The sequence below is a fragment of the Kitasatospora phosalacinea genome, assembly GCF_030268885.1.
In the GTDB taxonomy this organism is placed as follows: domain Bacteria; phylum Actinomycetota; class Actinomycetes; order Streptomycetales; family Streptomycetaceae; genus Kitasatospora; species Kitasatospora phosalacinea_C.
In genome coordinates, this window is the sequence record NZ_BSSA01000002.1 from 439235 (window position 1) to 454710 (window position 15476).

A 15476-nucleotide genomic window follows, 5' to 3' on the forward strand; every position below is an offset into this window, starting at 1 on the left:
AACCGTCAGTGTGCGGCGCCGCTGCCCGCCGTCACGGCCTGTCCCAACGCGCCGATCCGGGCCAGCAGTTCGACGATCCGGCCCTGCACGTCCTCGGTGGTGGAGCGCTCGGCGAGGAACAGCACGTTCTCGCCGGTGCGCAGCCCGGCCCGGGCCTGCGGGTCCAGGTCGGCCGAGGTGTAGACGACCAGCGGGGTGCGGTGCAGGCGGTCGTTGGCGCGCAGCCAGTCGAGCAGCCCGAGGTGCCGGCGCTCGATCCGCTGCAGGTCCAGCACCACCAGGTTCGGCTGGATGCTGCTGGCCCGGGCCACCGCCTCGTTCTCGTCGGCGGCGTGCTCGACGTGCATGCCGCGCCGCTCCAGGCTGGCCACCAGCGCGGCCGCGACCTCCGGGTCGGACTCCACCAGCAGCACCCGGGCCGCGTGGTTCTCGCCGTCCCGCGGCGCCAGCGCCCGCAGCAGCACCGCCGGGTCGGCGCCGTACGCGGCGTCCCGGGTGGCCTGGCCGAGCCCGGCGGCCAGCAGTACCGGCACCCGCCCGGCCAGCGCGGCGGTGCGCAGCGACTGCAGCGCGGTGCGGGTGATCGGGCCGGTCAGCGGGTCGACGAAGAGCGCGGCGGGGGCCTGCGGCACCTGGGCGTCCACCTCCTCGCGGGAGGCGACGACGACCGGGCGGAAGCCGCGGACCTCCAGCGCGGCCCGGGTGGACGGGTCGGGCTCGGGCCACACCAGCAGCGGGCGCGGGCCGTCCGGCGCCTGCTCGCGGGCGGGGGCGAGCTCGGCGACCGGCCGGGGCGGGGTGCGCCCCTCGACCGCGCCGCCGCCGGACAGCGCCAGGGCCGCGCCCGGCCCACTGCCCTCGCCGGAGCCGTCCTGCGCGGCCTGCCCGTTCAGCCGCTGCCCGTTCAGTGCCGTGGGGTCGACCGCGGCCGGGGCGCCCCCGGCGGCGGGCAGCGCGTTCGCGGCGGGCGCCTGGCCCGGTGCCGGGGGAGGGGGGAACGCGGCCGGGAAGGCGGCCTGGAAGCCGCCCATCGGCCGCGGCGGCAGCAGCTCGCCGAGCCCGCTGCCGACCGGCTGCGGGCGCTGCTCCCCGGCGGAGCCGTCCGCGGCGGGCAGCGCCGCGGCGGCGGGCCGGGCGACCTCCAGCGCGGCGCCCTCCGGTGCGGCACCCTCCGGCGCGGCGGAGGGCGGCACGGGCGGCTTCGGCGGGGCGGTGGGCGCCGCGGGCGCCGCCGGTGCGGGGACGGCGGGGCCGCCGGCGGGGACGGGCGGCAGGACCGCCGTGACCTCCTCGGCGCTCTCCGCGGGGTCGGGGGGCAGTGCGAGCCGCCGCCGACGCCCGGTGGGCTGGGCGGTCGGGGTGACCGGCTCCGGCGTGGAGGCGGCCAGCGCGCTCTCCAGACCGGGGTAGACGGGCGTCCCGGGATCGGGCACGCCGGGGATGTGCAGCGCCCCGGAGCTGTCCCCGGCCGCGGCCTGCGCGGCGGCCCGGCGGGCCCGCCGCCCGGAGCGGCCGCCCTCGGCGCCCTCCACGGGGGAGCCGCCGGAGGTGTCGTCCGCGGACGGCCCCGCGCCGAGCGCGATCGGCCCGCGCGGGGCCTGCGCGGCCTGCGGCGCGTCCGCGGCGTCCCCGCCGCGGGCCCGGCGCCGTCCGGAGCCCTGGGTGTCGTCGGCACGGGCCTCGGCCCCGGCCCCGCCCTCCGCGTCCGCTGACGGCCCGTCACCGGCCGGTCGCAGCTCGGGCGGGACCTCCTGGCCCGGCAGGTCCGGGATCATCGCGGTGTCGGAGTCCTTGGGGACGTGCTGCTGCTTGTCCGGCGGGCCGGACGCGTCGCCGTCGGGGTCCAGCGGCAGTTCCACCACGTAGGTCGCCCCGGCCCCGGCGGGCAGGTCGTGGCGCTGCAGCACGCCGCCGTGCCGCTCGACGGCGGCCCGGGCGATCGGCAGGTGGACGGCGCTGGAGCTGCGGGCGGGGCCGCGGACCTCGACCCGGGCGACGTCACCGCGCCGGGCGGCGGCCAGCACCACCACGGGCGGCTGCTCGCCGGCCGGTGCGGGCCCGGCGAACGGCACCCCGGCGGGGGCGGTCTCCCCCTCCGCCCCGGCGGGCCCGGGGACGGGCGTGACGCCGCTGACGTCGGCGACCAGGTGGGCGAGCGCCTGGGCGAGCCGCTCGCGGTCGGCCAGCACCTTCACGGCGGCGGCGTGCACCGAGTAGCGCACCCGGCCGGCCCCGACCAGTTCCCCGGCCCGGTCGACGGCGAGCTGCACGACCTCGTCCAGGCCGACCCGCTCGCGCTCCAGGGCGGCCTTGCCGCGGTCGGCGGCGGCCTCGAAGCGCTGGTGCTCCAGGACGCCGTCGATCAGCTTCCCGAACCGGCGGCACTCGTCGGCGAGCCGGCGCAGCGTCCAGTTGGCCTCGGGCCACAGCTGTCCGGCGGGGTCGGCGGCGAGCGCGTCGATCCGGCCGTGCAGCGCGGTGAGGGCGCCGCCGAGCTCGGTCTCCAGGACGGCGGTGAGGTGCTCGTTGCGGGCGGCGAGGGCCAGCTCGTGGGTGCGGTCGGTGAAGGTCATCACGGCGCCGACCAGCTGCTCGCCGTCCCGGACCGGGGCGGTGGTGAGGTCGACGGTGACCGGACGGCCGTCCTTGCGCCACAGCACGGTGTTGCGGATCCGGTGCTTGCGGCCGGAGTGCAGGGTGTCCATCAGCGCGGAGCTCTCGGCGGCCAGCGGGCTGCCGTCGGGCTGCGAGTGCTGGATCAGCGGGTGCAGCTCGCGGCCGCCGAGCTCGCTGGCCCGGAAGTCCAGGATGTGCGCGGCGGCCGGGTTGACCAGCACCACGCGGCCCTCCAGGTCGACGCCGAGGACGCCCTCGGCGGCGGCCCGCAGGATCATCTCGGTCTGCTTGTGCTGGCGCCGCAGCTCGGTCTCCACGCCGAGCCGGGCCGACATGTCGCGGACCAGGAGCAGCAGCAGCCCCTGGTCGTTGGTGCTGAAGGACAGGAAGCCGTGTGCCTCCCCGCCGCCCTCGTCGGTGAAGTCGTTGCCGGACACCTCGACGGTGAAGGCGGTGCCGTCGGTGCGGCGGGCGGTCATTCGGACCGGGCGGTCCAGGCTCTCGGTCTCGCTCGCGGGGGGCCGCATGGAACCCGGGATCCGACTGGGGTCGAACTCCGGCAGCAGGTCCAGCACGCCCATTCCGACCAGCGAGGTGCCGGGTGCCTGCAGGCTCTCCACGGCGGCCTTGTTGACGTCGACCACGGTGCCGTTGCTGTTCACCAGCAGCAGCGGGTCGGGCAGTGCATCGAGTATCGCGGCGAGGCGAGCAGCGCCTCGGGTCGGCCTGCTGCTCACGTCGACAGGTCTCCTCACGGCTTCGGGCCGCCGCTGCCACGGGCGGCTCTGGCTCTCCTCGGAGACGGAAGTATCTCATTCTTCTTTGCGCCGTGGACGACCCGGCCAGTATCGTTGTGGTGGTTGGTGCCGGGGCCGTCGGCTATGGCATCATCGCAGTCGCACGGAACGCGCCGGAGTGCCGGTCGCGGTCCGGGTGTTGGAGGCGTCGCCTAGTCCGGTCTATGGCGCCGCACTGCTAATGCGGTTTGGGCTTTACCGTCCATCGAGGGTTCAAATCCCTCCGCCTCCGCTCTCCGGGAGCCCCGTCGGTCACTGGCCGGCGGGGCTCCTGCGTTCCCCGGCCCGCCGCCCCGGGCCGCCCGGCCGTCGCCGGATGTTCATCCGGGCGCCCGCCGGGGGTGCCCTTGACGGGGTCCGGCGGGCCCGGTCGGGGCTCCGGCGGGGCCCGGGCCAATCAATTTCGCCCCAGGTCGCCGGTCATGTAATGTTGTCCCCGCACCGCCCAGGAGGCCAGTCCGCCGGGGCGAGCGCTCATAGCTCAACGGATAGAGCACTTGACTACGGATCAAGAGGTTGCAGGTTCGAATCCTGCTGAGCGCACCAAAACTCCGCTCGCGGTTCCGCAAGGGGCCGTCCGAGCGCTCATAGCTCAACGGATAGAGCACTTGACTACGGATCAAGAGGTTGCAGGTTCGAATCCTGCTGAGCGCACCAGCCGAAGGCCCCGGGTTACCGCCCGGGGCCTTCGTCGTTCCCGCCCCGGGGCGGTCGCCGGTCCTGCCGCCCCCCGTTGTGGTGGTCGGGGGGCGGCAGGACCGGCGTCAGCCGAGTTCGGTCCGGTTGATCCAGGGCACGTCGCGCTCTTCGAGGAACCACTCCGCGGGGGTGAGCGGGCGGTTGCGGTTGAAGGTGGGCGTGGCCGGGTCGTGCCGGATGTGCTCGGGTTCGGCGCCCTGCTCCAGGAGTTGGGCGCCGAGGGCGGGGACGAGGTCGGGCGGGCCGGACAGGTGGATGTCGTGGCCGGAGCAGTCCCCGTACTCGCGCAGCCCTTCGCGCAGCAGCCGGGCGGCCTCGCTGCGGGAGGCGCCCCGTTCGGGGGCGGCGAGCACGGCGTGCAGCCAGGCGTGTTCCCTGACCATGGCGTGCACGGTGTCCAGGTCGTACTGGTCGTCGTCCCCGCGGGCGGCGACGAAGACCGTGGCGGGCCGTCCGCCGTCCTGGGCGAGCTGCTCCAGCAGGGCCTTGACCGGGGCCCAGCCCGTTCCGGCGGCCACCATCAGCAGCGGCCGGTCGGAGCCGGGGGCGAGCACGGCCTCGCCGAGCGGCGGCCCGAGCCGGACGCTCTCGCCGAGCCGGACGTCGTTGACCAGCGCGGTGGACACCAGCCCGTCGGGGACCCGGCGGACGTGCAGTTCCAGGGTGTTGTCGGGACGGGGGGCGCAGGCCAGCGAGTAGGGCCGCCAGACCTGCGGGCGACGGTCGGAGCAGACCGTCAGGTACTGGCCCGCGGTGTACGGGTACGGTCGGTCGGGCCGCAGGGTGAGCACCGCGAGGTCGGGGGTGGCCCGGCGGCGGTCGACGATCTCGGCGTTCCACCAGCGGGGGACGGAGTCGGGGACGGCCGCGGCGGCGTCGATCATGGCCTGCGAGATCACGGTGAACGCCTCGATCCAGGCCTTCTCGATCTCGGGGGTCCAGTAGTGGCCGGAGAAGTGCTTGAGCGCGGCGATCAGGCTGGCGCCGACGGCGGGGTAGTGCTCGGGCGCGGCCTGGAACTTCCGGTGGTCGCGCCCGAGTGCCGCCAGGTAGCCGGTGAGTTTCTCCGGTTCCTCCAGCCGCACCACGAGCTGGGTGAGTGCGGCGAAGAGGCGGTCGCGCTGTTCGGCGAGCCTGGCCGGAAAGAGCTCTTCGACACCTGGGTTGTTGGTGAACAGGTGGGCGTAGAAGAACTTGGTCAGCTGATCGGCGCGGCGCTCGACGACGGCGAAGCTGGCGCGGATGACCGCGGGGTCGAAGGGCACCGGGGGGCTCTCAGCCCGCGGCTTCTTCGGTGAGCGCCGCGCTCATGACATCCGTGACGACGCCGTAGAGCGCCGTCCACGCGGCCTCGATCTCCGGCGTCCAGGCGTCGCCGGCGAAGTGCGCGAGCGAGGCGAGCAGGCTGGCGCCGACGGCGGGGAAGTGCTCGGGGAGGGCGCCGTACCCGGCGTGCCGGCGGCCCAGGCCCTGGAGCACGTTGACCACGGTGTCGGTGTCCTCGAGCTTGTTGACCAGGGTGCCGATGGCGGCCCAGAGGCGGTCCTGCTGCTCGTTCATGTGCTCGGCGAAGAGCTTGCGCACACCCGGGTTGTGCTCGAACAGGTGCGCGTAGAAGTAGGCGGTGACCTCGCTGCCGTGGGGCTCGACGGCGGCGAAGCTGCTCTTGATGAGAGTGGGATCAATCGTCACGCCCGCCGACTCTACTGATAAACACACCAATTCGAACAGGCCGATGTGACAGCAGGTCAACAACTGGGCGGTAGCGTCCGATTGGTGCCGGTTCACGGGAGTTGACGGTGAGTCGGGCGGGTATCCCGATGCTGCTGACCGAGTGGCCACCATTCGGGTGGTATCGGTGCAGATGACCAGGTGTCGCGGTATGACCGAAACCCGATCGTGATTCCCTTTTGTCTGATCGTCATGAGCATTCGGGTGCATGGCGGTCGGGCCGCGATTCCGGCGGACGACGACACCGAGAGGAGAGCCGGATGTGCCGACAGTTCCCCCACCGGGCCCCGGCCCCCGACGCCCGCCCGGCCGACCGTGACCGGCCACGTCCCAGGATCGGCCGGCGCACCGCCGCCCTGATCGCCACCGGTCTGCTCACGGGCGCGCTCACCCCGCCCAGCGCCGCGCAGCAGACCCCCGACACCTGGTCCACCGATCGGCGCGCCGTGCTGCCCTCCGGCCTCGCCGTCCAGTTCGACTACGCGGCCGTCCCCGGGGTGAGCGTCGACGCCGCCCCCGGCAGGCTCGCCGACCGCCCCGGCGGCGGCAGCCCCTACACCGACGGCATCCACCCCGGCGACCCCGCCGAGACCTTCCTCGCCGCCGAGCGCCGCCCCCGCGCCGACGGCTCCTGGCGCACCCTCGGCACCCTCCAGCTCTCCTTCTCCCGCCCCGTCCGCAACCCCCGACTGCACGTCAGCGGCCTTGCCGGAACGGCTACTTCGAAGGACGGCAGCACCACCACCGACACCCGGCTGACCGTCACCGGCGGCAGCCCCGCCGCCCCCGCCCTGGTCGGCCGCACCGGCTGGCACGGCTGGACGGTCGGCTCCGGCGAGCTCGCCCCCGACCCCGGCGCGGACGCCGCCCCCGACGGCTCCGGAACCCTCGAACTCGCGGGCACCGTCTCCACCGTGTCGCTGCGCGTCGAGCAGCGCTCCACCGCCGAGAACGGCTCCACCACCCCGCCCGCCCCGCTCCGCCAGGCGTACACCGTCACCCTCGACGAGGGCCTCGGCAGCGCCCCGCAGGCGTACGGGAACGTCTCCCACCTGGTCTCCGACCTGTTCCTCGGGCAGGACGCCGCGACCTCGGCGAACCGGACCCGCCCCGGCCTCGCCCAGTCCGTCGAGGAGCCGCTGCAGCCCGGCCCGCCCGCGAGCCCGCCCCCGCCGTCCCCCGACGCGGGCCCGGTCGCCCCCAGCGTGGAACTCGACGGCGGGGAGGGCCGCCGCAGCCCCTGGGCCAGCCCGCCCCCGCCGATGCTGCAGCCCGGCCGCGCCGAGTACCAGGGCGCCGACCCGACGCTGCACTTCCCCGCCGAGACCGCCGTCGGCCGCTACTACCACCTGGACGTGCCGGTGAACCCGGGCGGCGGCCCCGCCGTGCTGGCGGGCTGGGTCGACTTCGACCACAACGGCCGCTTCGACCCGCTGGAGCGGGTGCAGGCCGACGTCCCCGCCGGGGCGGACCACGCCGCCCTGGAGTGGCAGGTCCCGGCCGGGGCCGCCAGCGGCGACACCTGGGTCCGGCTGCGCCTGGCCCGCAACGGCTCGCAGCTCGTCGTCCCCGGCGGCTTCGCCGACTCCGGGCAGGTCGTCGACCAGAAGGTCGGCCTCTCGATCGGCGCCGCCAAGCCGCAGGTCGGCCTCCCCGTCCCCGGCACCACCACCCGGGAGACCCGCCCCGAGTTCCGCGGCGACGGCGCGCTCGCCGGGGCGGCCGTCGCCGTCCAGGAGAACGGCACCACCCTGTGCACCGCCCGGGCCGGCAACGACGGCTCGTGGAGCTGCCGCCCCGACCGCCCCCTCGACGAGGGCACCCACACCCTCGTCCCGGTCGAGACCACCCGCAGCGGCATGGTGCTGCGCGGCGACGAGTTCCGACTGACCGTCAGGACGACGCCGCCCACCGCCCCCGTCCTCACCCTGCCCGCCTACACCAACGACCCCGGCCTGCTGCTCACCGGCCTCGGCGAGCCCGGGTCCACCGTCACCGTCACCGTCACCGCGGACGGCACCGGCCGCGACGGCGGCGAACTCTGCTCCACCGCGGTCGCCGCCGACGGCACCTGGTCCTGCCTGCCGGTCGAGAACCTCGACGACGGCCGCTACCAGCTCACTCCGCACGCCGTCGACGGCGCCGGGAACCGCTCGGACGGCAAGGCGGTCGCCCTCACCGTCGACACCGCCACCCCCGACCGCCCCCGCCTCACCTCCCCCGGCAGCGGCGAACTCCTGCACACCGCCCGCCCCCGGCTCACCGGCCGCGCCGAACCCGGCACCACCGTCACCGTCACCGCCGCCACCGGCCACGGCGACGAACGCACCACCGCCTGCAGCGCCGTCACCGCCCCCGACGGCACCTGGTCCTGCACCCCCACCCACGACCTCGCCCCCGGCGACCTCACCCTCCTCCCCACCGCCACCGACCCCGCGGGCAACGGCACCCCGGGCGATCCGGTGCAGGTCCGCGTCGCGGCGACGGCGACGGGGACGGCGACGGGGACGGCATCGGCATCGGCATCGGCGTCGGTGAGTTCGAGCCCGAGTGCGGTGCCGAGCGCCGAGGTGAGCGCGAGCCCGAGCGCAAGCGCGAGCGCGGTGCCGAGCCCGAGTCCGAGTCCGAGCGTGAGCGCGTCGCCGAGTGCCGAGGCGAGCCCGAGTGCGAGTGCGTCGCCGACGGGGGGCGCGTCGAGCGGGTCGGCCGGGCCGTCGGCTTCGGCTTCGGCGGTGGGCGTGCCCTCGGCGCCGGTGCCGCCGGAGGTGCTGCCGATCGTGGTGCCGTTGCCGGGTGATCCGGCCGGTGCTGCCGCGAGCCCGAGCCCGTCCGCCGCTGTCTCCGCGTCCGCTTCGGCTGCGGCGTCGAGCGGGTCGGCCGGTCCGTCGGGGTCGGCTTCGGCGGTCGGTGTGCCGTCGGCTCCGCCGGAGCCGGACGTGACGGCGCCGGTGCCGCCGGAGGTGCTGCCGATCGTGGTGCCGTTGCCGGGGGACCTGTCTGGTGCTGCCGCGAGCCCGAGCCCGAGCCCGAGCCCGTCTGCTTCTGCCGCTGCCTCCGCGTCCGCTTCGGCGGTGGGTGTGCCGCCGGTGCCGGTGCTGCCGATCGTGGTGCCGCTGCCGGGGGATCCGTCCGGTGCGGTCGCGAGCCCGGCGTCCGGGCCCTCGGCGTCGGCCTCGGTGAGCGCATCGCCGAGTCCCGGCCCGTCCGTGTCCGCGTCCGCGTCGGCGTCCTCCACGCCGTCGGAGGGACGGGCGGAGCCCGCGCTGACGTTGCCGGTGCCGGACAGGGGGACGTCGCCCGCGACCACGCCGCCGCCTGCTGCGACGCCTCCGGCCGGTACGCCGTCGCCGGTGGTGCCGAGCTCGACCCGGCGGGCTTCGGCCGCCGCGACGGTCCTGTCCGCGTCGCCGTCGCCGTCGCCGTCCGCGTCCTCGTCGTCGGTGCCGTCCCCCGCTGCTCCGCCGTCGGCTTCGGCGTCCGTGCTCCCGTCCGCTCCGGCCGGGGCTCCCGGTCCGGGGGCGGCGGAGGAGGGCGACGGGCCCGCCGCGGATGACGCGGGTGACGCGGATGCTCCGGCCGTTGCGGACGCCTCGCCGCGGAAGGTGGCCGGGCCGCCGCCGGACGCGGTGGCGGCGGCGCACCGGGCGGCGGCCACCGGGTGGCGCGGGCTGGCCTGCGGGGCGCTGCTGCTCGCGGCGGCCGTGGGGCTGCTGACCCGGCGGGTGTTCGGCCGGGGGAGTGGTACCCGGCGTCGCTGACGGGACGTCCGTCCCGGTCCCCGTTCCCGGTCGGCCCGCTCGTTCCCGCAGTTCAGGGCGGGCGGGCCGACTCGTACCCGCAGAGCGGACAGATCGACACACCGCCCACCAAATGTCGCATTTGATGACTTATCAACCTAGCCTGAGTCTGGCACTGCCCGTCAGATCCGGGCCGCCCGTTGCGCGACACTCTGAACCCCTAGGACACGTGCATGGACGTCACCCGCGACTCGTCGCCGCGACCCAACTCCCGGCCCTCCGCCGCACCCGAGCCCCCGGTCGGTGCGACCCAACTCACCAAAGCGGTCGCCAAGGCGGTGACCAAGCCGCTGATCACGACCGCCCCGCCCGCCGAGGACGCCCTCGACCGGGGGGCGGACACCCAGCCGCTCCCGGTGGTGGGCGCGGCCGTCGACCCGGCCGCGCTGGTGCCGGTCGGTGCGGACGACCCGGCCGCGTTCCCGCCCGGGCCCCGGGCCACCGCGGAGCCCGCGGCCGAGCCCGCGGCGTCCGCCCCGGCGGCCGCGGCCGCGTCGGGCGGGCTGCGCCGGTTGAGCGCGGCCACCGCGAAGCAGCCGACGGCGCACCCGACGGTCGCGGACGCCGCGACCCACCGCCGTCCGCCGCGCGCGGACCAGTCGCTGCGCGAGCGACGGGCGTTCGCGCTGCCGGGCTGGCTGCCGCTGCTGGTGCTGCTGGCCGGTGCGGCCGGGACGCTGCTGGTGCTGGCCCGGGCGGGGGTGCTGCCGCAACTGCCGGGGGTGCCCGACCTGCGCGACGCGGCGGCGAGGGCCGGCGGGGAGGCCGAGGTCGGCGACGGCACGCTCGCCGCGGTCAGCGCGATCGGGCTGGCGATGCTGGCCGCGCTCGGCGGCCTGCTGGCCAACCCGGGCGGCGAGACCCGGGTGCTGACCCGCTGGGGCCGCTACCGCGGCACCGTCCGCCGCACCGGCCTGCTGTGGGTGAACCCGCTGGTGCGCCGCCGCCGGGTGGACGTCCGGCTGCGGCACTGGCGCAGCGAGCCGGTGCACGTCACCGACCGGGCCGGGACGCCGCTGGTGGTGCGGCTGCTGATCGTGTGGCGGGTCAAGGACACCGCCCGGGTGACGCTGGGCATCGCCGATCACGAAACGTATCTGCGCGAGCAGGTGCAGGCCGTCCTCACCCGAACCGCCTCCCTGTTGCCGTGCGACTCCAACTCCGCGCCGGGGCCCGCGCTGCGCGACGGGCAGTGGTTCGCCGACGAGCTGACCCGGGCGCTGGCCGCCGAGACCGCCCCGGCCGGGGTCGAGGTGTACTCGGTGCAGCCGCTGGCCCTGGACTACGCGCCGGAGGTCGCCGAGTCGATGCGCCGCCGTCGGCTGGCCGACCTGGACGCCGGGCTGCGGACCGTCCTGGTGGACGACGCGGTGGAGGCCGCGGCCCTCGCGGTGCGGCGCCTGGAGCGCGCCACCGCCCACGAGTTGGACGACAGCGCACGCAGCGCCCTGATGGAGCAGCTGCTGGTCGCGTTCGTCGCCCCGGCCGGGGTCACCGCCTCGGTGCCCGCCCCGGCCGCCCGCCCGAACCGCAAGGAAGGGAAACCCGCGTGACGACCGCGCTCGCCTCGATATCCACCGACCCCGCCGACCTCCCGGACTTCTCCGGCGCCCCGCTGCTGGGCTTCGCCGAATCCGACGGTGCGTCAGCCTGCCGGTGCGCCTCGTGCGCCCGTCCGGCGGCCCGCACCGGCGGGTCCGCCGCGGCCGAGCGGCCGGGTCGAATACACCGCGCGGTGCGCTCGACCTGCCTGGTCACCTCGGTGCTGGCGGGCGCGGGAGCGGTCGGGCTCGGCCTCGGCGCGACCGCGGCGCAGGCGATGCCCGCGCCGTCCGGCCCGGGCTGGGACGGCAAGGTGTACTGGTTCAAGAACGCGGCCGGGGAGTGGCGCTACACCAAGTGGTACAACGTCTACCTCGACCGCACCGGCGGCGGGGGGAGCGCGAAGCCGCAGGCCCAGCCGTCGAACCAGGCCCCCGCGCAGTCCTCCGGCGGGATCCGGCAGGGCTGGGACGGCAAGGTCTACTGGTTCCGGAACGCGGCCGGGGAGTGGCGCTACACCAGCCACTACGACGTCTACGTCGCCCGGACCGGCGACCGCGGCGCCCCGCAGTCGGGCCAGTCCGCCCAGTCCGCGCAGCCCGCCGCGGGTGGCGTGGAGGCGGCGGTGTCCTACGCGCTGGCGCAGCTCGGCAAGCCGTACGTGTGGGGCGGCAACGGGCCGAACGGGTTCGACTGCTCGGGCCTGGTCCAGCAGGCGTTCCGCCGGGCCGGGATCGCCACCCCGCGGGTCGCCGACGACCAGTACCGGGCCGCCACCCCGATCTCCTCGGGGCAGCTGCAGCGCGGCGACCTGGTGTTCTGGTCCAGCAACGGCCGGGTCTCCGGCATCCACCACGTGGCCATCTACCTCGGGGACGGGACGTACGTGGAAGCGCCCCGCCCCGGCAAGGACGTCCGGGTCTCCCGCCTCAACAGCGGCTACTACCCGGACTTCTTCGGCCGCCCCTGAGGCCGGTCCGAGGCCGGTCACCGGCCGGTCCCCGGGACCGGCTCCCGGACGGCCGGGAAGCACGGCGGCCGCCCCTCCCCCCGCGTGGTGGGAGGGGCGGCCGCCGCCCGTGCGCGGACCGGTCAGTCGGAGGCCGTGGTGAGCAGCTTCAGCTCGGCCTCGGTCAGCCGCAGCGAGGCGGCGGCCAGCAGCGGGGGCAGCTGCTCGACGGTGCGGGCGCTGGCCAGCGGCGCGGCGACGGTCGGCCGGGCGGCCAGCCAGGCCAGCGCGACGGTGGCGGGCTGCACGCCGTGCGCGGCGGCGACCTCGTCCAGGGCGGCGAGCACCCGGAGGCCGCGCGGGTCGTCCAGGTAGCGGGCGGCGCCCTGGGCGCGGGCGGAGTCGACGGTCGTGCCCGGGCGGTACTTGCCGGTCAGGAAGCCCGAGGCGAGCGCGTAGTAGGGGACGACGGACAGGCCGTGCGCGGCGACGACGTCCGCCAGCGGGCCCTCGTAGGTGTCGCGGGAGACCAGGTTGTAGTGCGGCTGCACCGCGACGTACTTGGCCAGGCCCTCCCGCTCGGCGAACTCCAGCGAGGCGGCCAGCCGCTCCGGGCCGATGTTGGACGCGGCGACCTCGCGCACCTTGCCCTCGCGGACCAGCTCGTCCAAGGCCGTGACGATCTCCTCCACCGGGACGTCCGGGTCGTCCCGGTGGGTGTAGAACAGGTCGATCCGCTCCACGCCGAGCCGGCGCAGCGAAGCCTCGGCGCCGCGCTTGATCGTCTCGGGGCGCAGGTTGTCCAGGCCGGTCAGCATGCCGACCTTGGTGGCGACCACGATCTGCTCGCGGTTGCCCCGGCTGCGCAGCCAGTCGCCGATGACCGTCTCCGACTCGCCGCCGGAGTTGCCCGGCGCCCAGGCCGAGTACACGTCCGCGGTGTCGAGGAAGTTGCCGCCCGCGGCGGCGTACGCGTCGAGGACGGCGAAGGACTGCGCGGCGTCCGCCGTCCAGCCGAACACGTTGCCGCCGAGGGCCAGCGGGGAGACGGCGAGGTCGGAGGGGCCGAGGTTCACCCGGGGGGCGTCACTGTTGGTCATGACGGGACACAACCCGTTCGGGTCCGGCTTGATTCCGCCCGGCCGTGCGTCCACGTCCGGGTCGGCCGTGGTGAGGGGTCCGTGCAGACCGGTGGCCGGACGGGGTCCGGGGTGTCGGCGGGCCGCCCGGGGCGGCTAGAGTCCGGTGCCATGGCTGACAACGACTACGACCCCGCCGGGTCCACCCAGATGTTCCGGGCGTTCGTCGACGAGGCCCCGGCCCCGCAGGCCCCGGGCACCGTCACCACCTACGGCAGCAGCAGCTCCTCGTCGAGCCGCACCCCGCTGATCGTCATCGGGGCCGTGGTGGCCCTGGCGGTCGTCGTCGGCGTGATCTGGCTGGCCGTCAAGTAACACCCGCGCCCGTCCGCACGGGGCCGGCCGGACGCACCGGGCGGCCCCGCCGACGGGCGTGCCTACACTGGCCGGGTCCGCCGCACCGCCGCCAGGAGGCACCCGTGACCGCGCCGTCCACCGTGACCGCCAGGAGCCTCGGCCTGGCCGCCGCCGTCAACGCCCGCGACCTGGGCGGCTACCGCACCGCGGACGGCCGCACCGTGCGCGCGGGCGCGCTGCTGCGCGCCGAGGCGCTCAGCCGCCTCGGCGAGGACGACCGGGCGCTGCTGGGCGCGCTCGGGCTGCGCCACGTGGTGGACCTGCGCAGCCTGGACGAGGTCCGCCACCTGGGTGCCGACCTGGTGCCCGGGCTGCCCGCGGCCGTGCTACCGCCGGACGCGGCGGCGACGCTCACCGTTCCGGCCCTCGACGGCCTCGGGCCGACCCTGCACCACCTGCCGGTGTTCTCCGCGGACTTCGACCTGTACGTGGAGCTGCGGCGGGCGCTGGGCAGCGGCGACCCGGCGGCCGTGCACGCCGCGCTCGGGGACGGGCGGGGCGCCGCGATGATGACCGCGATGTACCGCTGGTTCGTCACCGACCCGGTCGCCCGCTCGCGCTTCGCCGCCGTGCTGCGGCTGATCGTCGAGGCGGACGGCGCGCCGGTGCTCTTCCACTGCACGGCGGGCAAGGACCGCACCGGGTGGACGGCGGCCCTGCTGCTCACCGCGCTCGGCGTCGACCGGGAGGCCGTCCGCGCGGACTACCTGCTCACCAACGAGCGCGCCGCGGCGCTGATCGCCCGCGTCGACCCGCTGATGGCGCCGCTGGCCCGCGCCGAGGCGGCCTACCTGGACGCGGCCTTCGAGGAGGTCGCCCTGGGCTGGACGGGCTTCGAGCACTTCTGGCAGGACGGCCTCGGGCTGACCGAGGAGCACCTGGTGCGGCTGCGGCGGGCCTGCACCGTCTAGCCCCGCCCGGCCGGGCGCCGCGGGGGCCCTCACTCGGCGGTGAGGCCCTCCCGGAGGTGGGCGAGGGTCTTGGTGAGCAGGCGGGAGACGTGCATCTGGGAGATGCCGATCTCCTCGCCGATCTGGGACTGCGTCAGGTTGCCGAAGAAGCGCAGCATGATGATCCGGCGCTCGCGGGGCGGGAGCTTGGCGAGCAGCGGCTTGAGCGACTCGCGGTACTCGACGCCCTCCAGGGCGAGGTCCTCGTAGCCGAGGCGGTCGGCGAGCGGGCCGTCGCCGCCGTCGTCCTCGGCGGGGCTGGAGTCGAGGGAGCTGGCGGTGTAGGCGTTGCCGACGGCGAGGCCCTCCACCACGTCGTCCTCGGAGACGCCGAGGTAGGCGGCGAGTTCGGGGACGGTGGGGGAGCGGTCCAGGCGCTGGGAGAGCTCGTCGCCGGCCTTGGTGAGGGCCAGGCGCAGCTCCTGGAGGCGGCGCGGGACGCGCACCGACCAGCTGGTGTCGCGGAAGAAGCGCTTGATCTCGCCGACCACGGTGGGCATGGCGAAGGTCGGGAACTCGACGCCGCGGTCCGGGTCGAAGCGGTCGATGGCCTTGATCAGTCCGATGGTGCCGACCTGGACGATGTCCTCCATCGGCTCGTTGCGGCTGCGGAAGCGCGCGGAGGCGTACCGGACCAGCGGCAGGTTGAGCTCGATCAGGGTGTCCCGGACGTAGGTGTGCTCCGCGCTGCCGCCCTCCAGCCCGGCCAGGCGGCGGAACAGCGCGCGGGAGAGCGTACGGGTGTCGAGGGCCCGGTCGGGGGCCTCGGCGGGACCGGCCTGGGCCGGGATCGTTACGGCGACGGCTTCGGCCTCGGCCTGGGCCTCGATGACCGCACTGCCCGGTTCTGTGAACACGGCGCCCACCCCCTCGTGACTGTCTGTCGAACGGTCGCCACC

At 76.0% G+C, this 15476-nt stretch carries 10 protein-coding genes and 3 tRNA genes; 8 read left to right on the forward strand and 5 right to left on the reverse strand.

What is annotated here, in order from left to right; all coding sequences use genetic code 11:
* Nucleotides 1-5: 5 nt before the first annotated feature.
* Nucleotides 6-3353 carry a PAS domain-containing protein gene (locus tag QSK52_RS05615; RefSeq protein WP_285734182.1) on the reverse strand — a complete coding sequence of 1116 codons (3348 nt, stop codon included), beginning with the start codon at nucleotides 3351-3353 and terminating at the stop codon, nucleotides 6-8.
* 201 nt (nucleotides 3354-3554) lie between these two features.
* Here QSK52_RS05615 and QSK52_RS05620 point away from each other — a divergent pair.
* The 3 genes from QSK52_RS05620 to QSK52_RS05630 all read left to right on the forward strand — a co-directional run bounded on the left by QSK52_RS05620 (nucleotide 3555) and on the right by QSK52_RS05630 (nucleotide 4070).
* Nucleotides 3555-3645, forward strand: a tRNA-Ser gene (locus QSK52_RS05620).
* A 238-nt stretch (nucleotides 3646-3883) separates the two neighbouring features.
* Nucleotides 3884-3959 (forward strand) — tRNA-Arg (locus QSK52_RS05625).
* Nucleotides 3960-3994: 35 nt separating this feature from the next.
* A tRNA-Arg gene (locus tag QSK52_RS05630) sits at nucleotides 3995-4070 on the forward strand.
* A 107-nt stretch (nucleotides 4071-4177) separates the two neighbouring features.
* On the opposite strand, the gene QSK52_RS05635 is transcribed toward QSK52_RS05630, so the two are convergent.
* Both QSK52_RS05635 and QSK52_RS05640 read right to left on the reverse strand, forming a co-directional pair.
* On the reverse strand, nucleotides 4178-5377 hold the full coding sequence (locus tag QSK52_RS05635) for a globin domain-containing protein (RefSeq protein ID WP_285734184.1): 1200 nt from the start codon (nucleotides 5375-5377) through the stop codon (nucleotides 4178-4180).
* A gap of 10 nt (nucleotides 5378-5387) precedes the next feature.
* Nucleotides 5388-5864, reverse strand: coding sequence for a globin family protein (locus tag QSK52_RS05640; RefSeq protein ID WP_285734187.1), 477 nt, complete (start codon nucleotides 5862-5864; stop codon nucleotides 5388-5390).
* Between the two features lie 239 nt (nucleotides 5865-6103).
* Between QSK52_RS05640 and QSK52_RS05645 the strand changes: the two genes are divergently transcribed.
* The 3 genes from QSK52_RS05645 (at nucleotide 6104) to QSK52_RS05655 (ending at nucleotide 12152) form a co-directional block, all read left to right on the forward strand.
* Nucleotides 6104-9601 (forward strand): Ig-like domain-containing protein, encoded by a 3498-nt coding sequence (locus QSK52_RS05645; protein ID WP_285734189.1) that lies wholly within the window; start codon nucleotides 6104-6106, stop codon nucleotides 9599-9601.
* 212 nt (nucleotides 9602-9813) lie between these two features.
* Complete coding sequence (locus QSK52_RS05650) at nucleotides 9814-11193, forward strand: SPFH domain-containing protein (RefSeq protein ID WP_285734191.1); 1380 nt, start codon at nucleotides 9814-9816, stop codon at nucleotides 11191-11193.
* The gene (locus QSK52_RS05655) at nucleotides 11190-12152 is read left to right on the forward strand and encodes a C40 family peptidase (protein ID WP_285734193.1); all 963 of its coding nucleotides are present in this window, start codon (nucleotides 11190-11192) and stop codon (nucleotides 12150-12152) included. The genes QSK52_RS05650 and QSK52_RS05655 overlap by 4 nt, the downstream gene beginning before the upstream one ends.
* A 122-nt stretch (nucleotides 12153-12274) precedes the next feature.
* On the opposite strand, the gene QSK52_RS05660 is transcribed toward QSK52_RS05655, so the two are convergent.
* Nucleotides 12275-13231 (reverse strand): aldo/keto reductase, encoded by a 957-nt coding sequence (locus tag QSK52_RS05660; RefSeq protein ID WP_285734195.1) that lies wholly within the window; start codon nucleotides 13229-13231, stop codon nucleotides 12275-12277.
* Nucleotides 13232-13381: 150 nt separating this feature from the next.
* Here QSK52_RS05660 and QSK52_RS05665 point away from each other — a divergent pair, with 150 nt between their 5' ends.
* Both QSK52_RS05665 and QSK52_RS05670 read left to right on the forward strand, forming a co-directional pair.
* Nucleotides 13382-13585: a hypothetical protein gene (locus QSK52_RS05665; protein WP_285734197.1), complete on the forward strand. Its 204-nt coding sequence runs from the start codon at nucleotides 13382-13384 to the stop codon at nucleotides 13583-13585.
* A 104-nt stretch (nucleotides 13586-13689) separates the two neighbouring features.
* Complete coding sequence (locus QSK52_RS05670; protein WP_285734200.1) at nucleotides 13690-14538, forward strand: tyrosine-protein phosphatase; 849 nt, start codon at nucleotides 13690-13692, stop codon at nucleotides 14536-14538.
* 29 nt (nucleotides 14539-14567) lie between these two features.
* Here the strand turns inward: QSK52_RS05670 and QSK52_RS05675 are convergent, their stop codons facing one another.
* Nucleotides 14568-15434, reverse strand: coding sequence for an RNA polymerase sigma factor SigF (locus QSK52_RS05675; RefSeq protein ID WP_285734202.1), 867 nt, complete (start codon nucleotides 15432-15434; stop codon nucleotides 14568-14570).
* Nucleotides 15435-15476: the final 42 nt, after the last annotated feature.

Bases quoted from the DNA above. Each gene is read 5' to 3' on its own strand.
- QSK52_RS05665 (WP_285734197.1), top strand. From the start codon at position 13,382: ATGGCTGACAACGACTACGACCCCGCCGGGTCCACCCAGATGTTCCGG.
- QSK52_RS05660 (WP_285734195.1), bottom strand. From the start codon at position 13,231: ATGACCAACAGTGACGCCCCCCGGGTGAACCTCGGCCCCTCCGACCTC.
- QSK52_RS05650 (WP_285734191.1), top strand. From the start codon at position 9,814: ATGGACGTCACCCGCGACTCGTCGCCGCGACCCAACTCCCGGCCCTCC.
- QSK52_RS05645 (WP_285734189.1), top strand. From the start codon at position 6,104: ATGTGCCGACAGTTCCCCCACCGGGCCCCGGCCCCCGACGCCCGCCCG.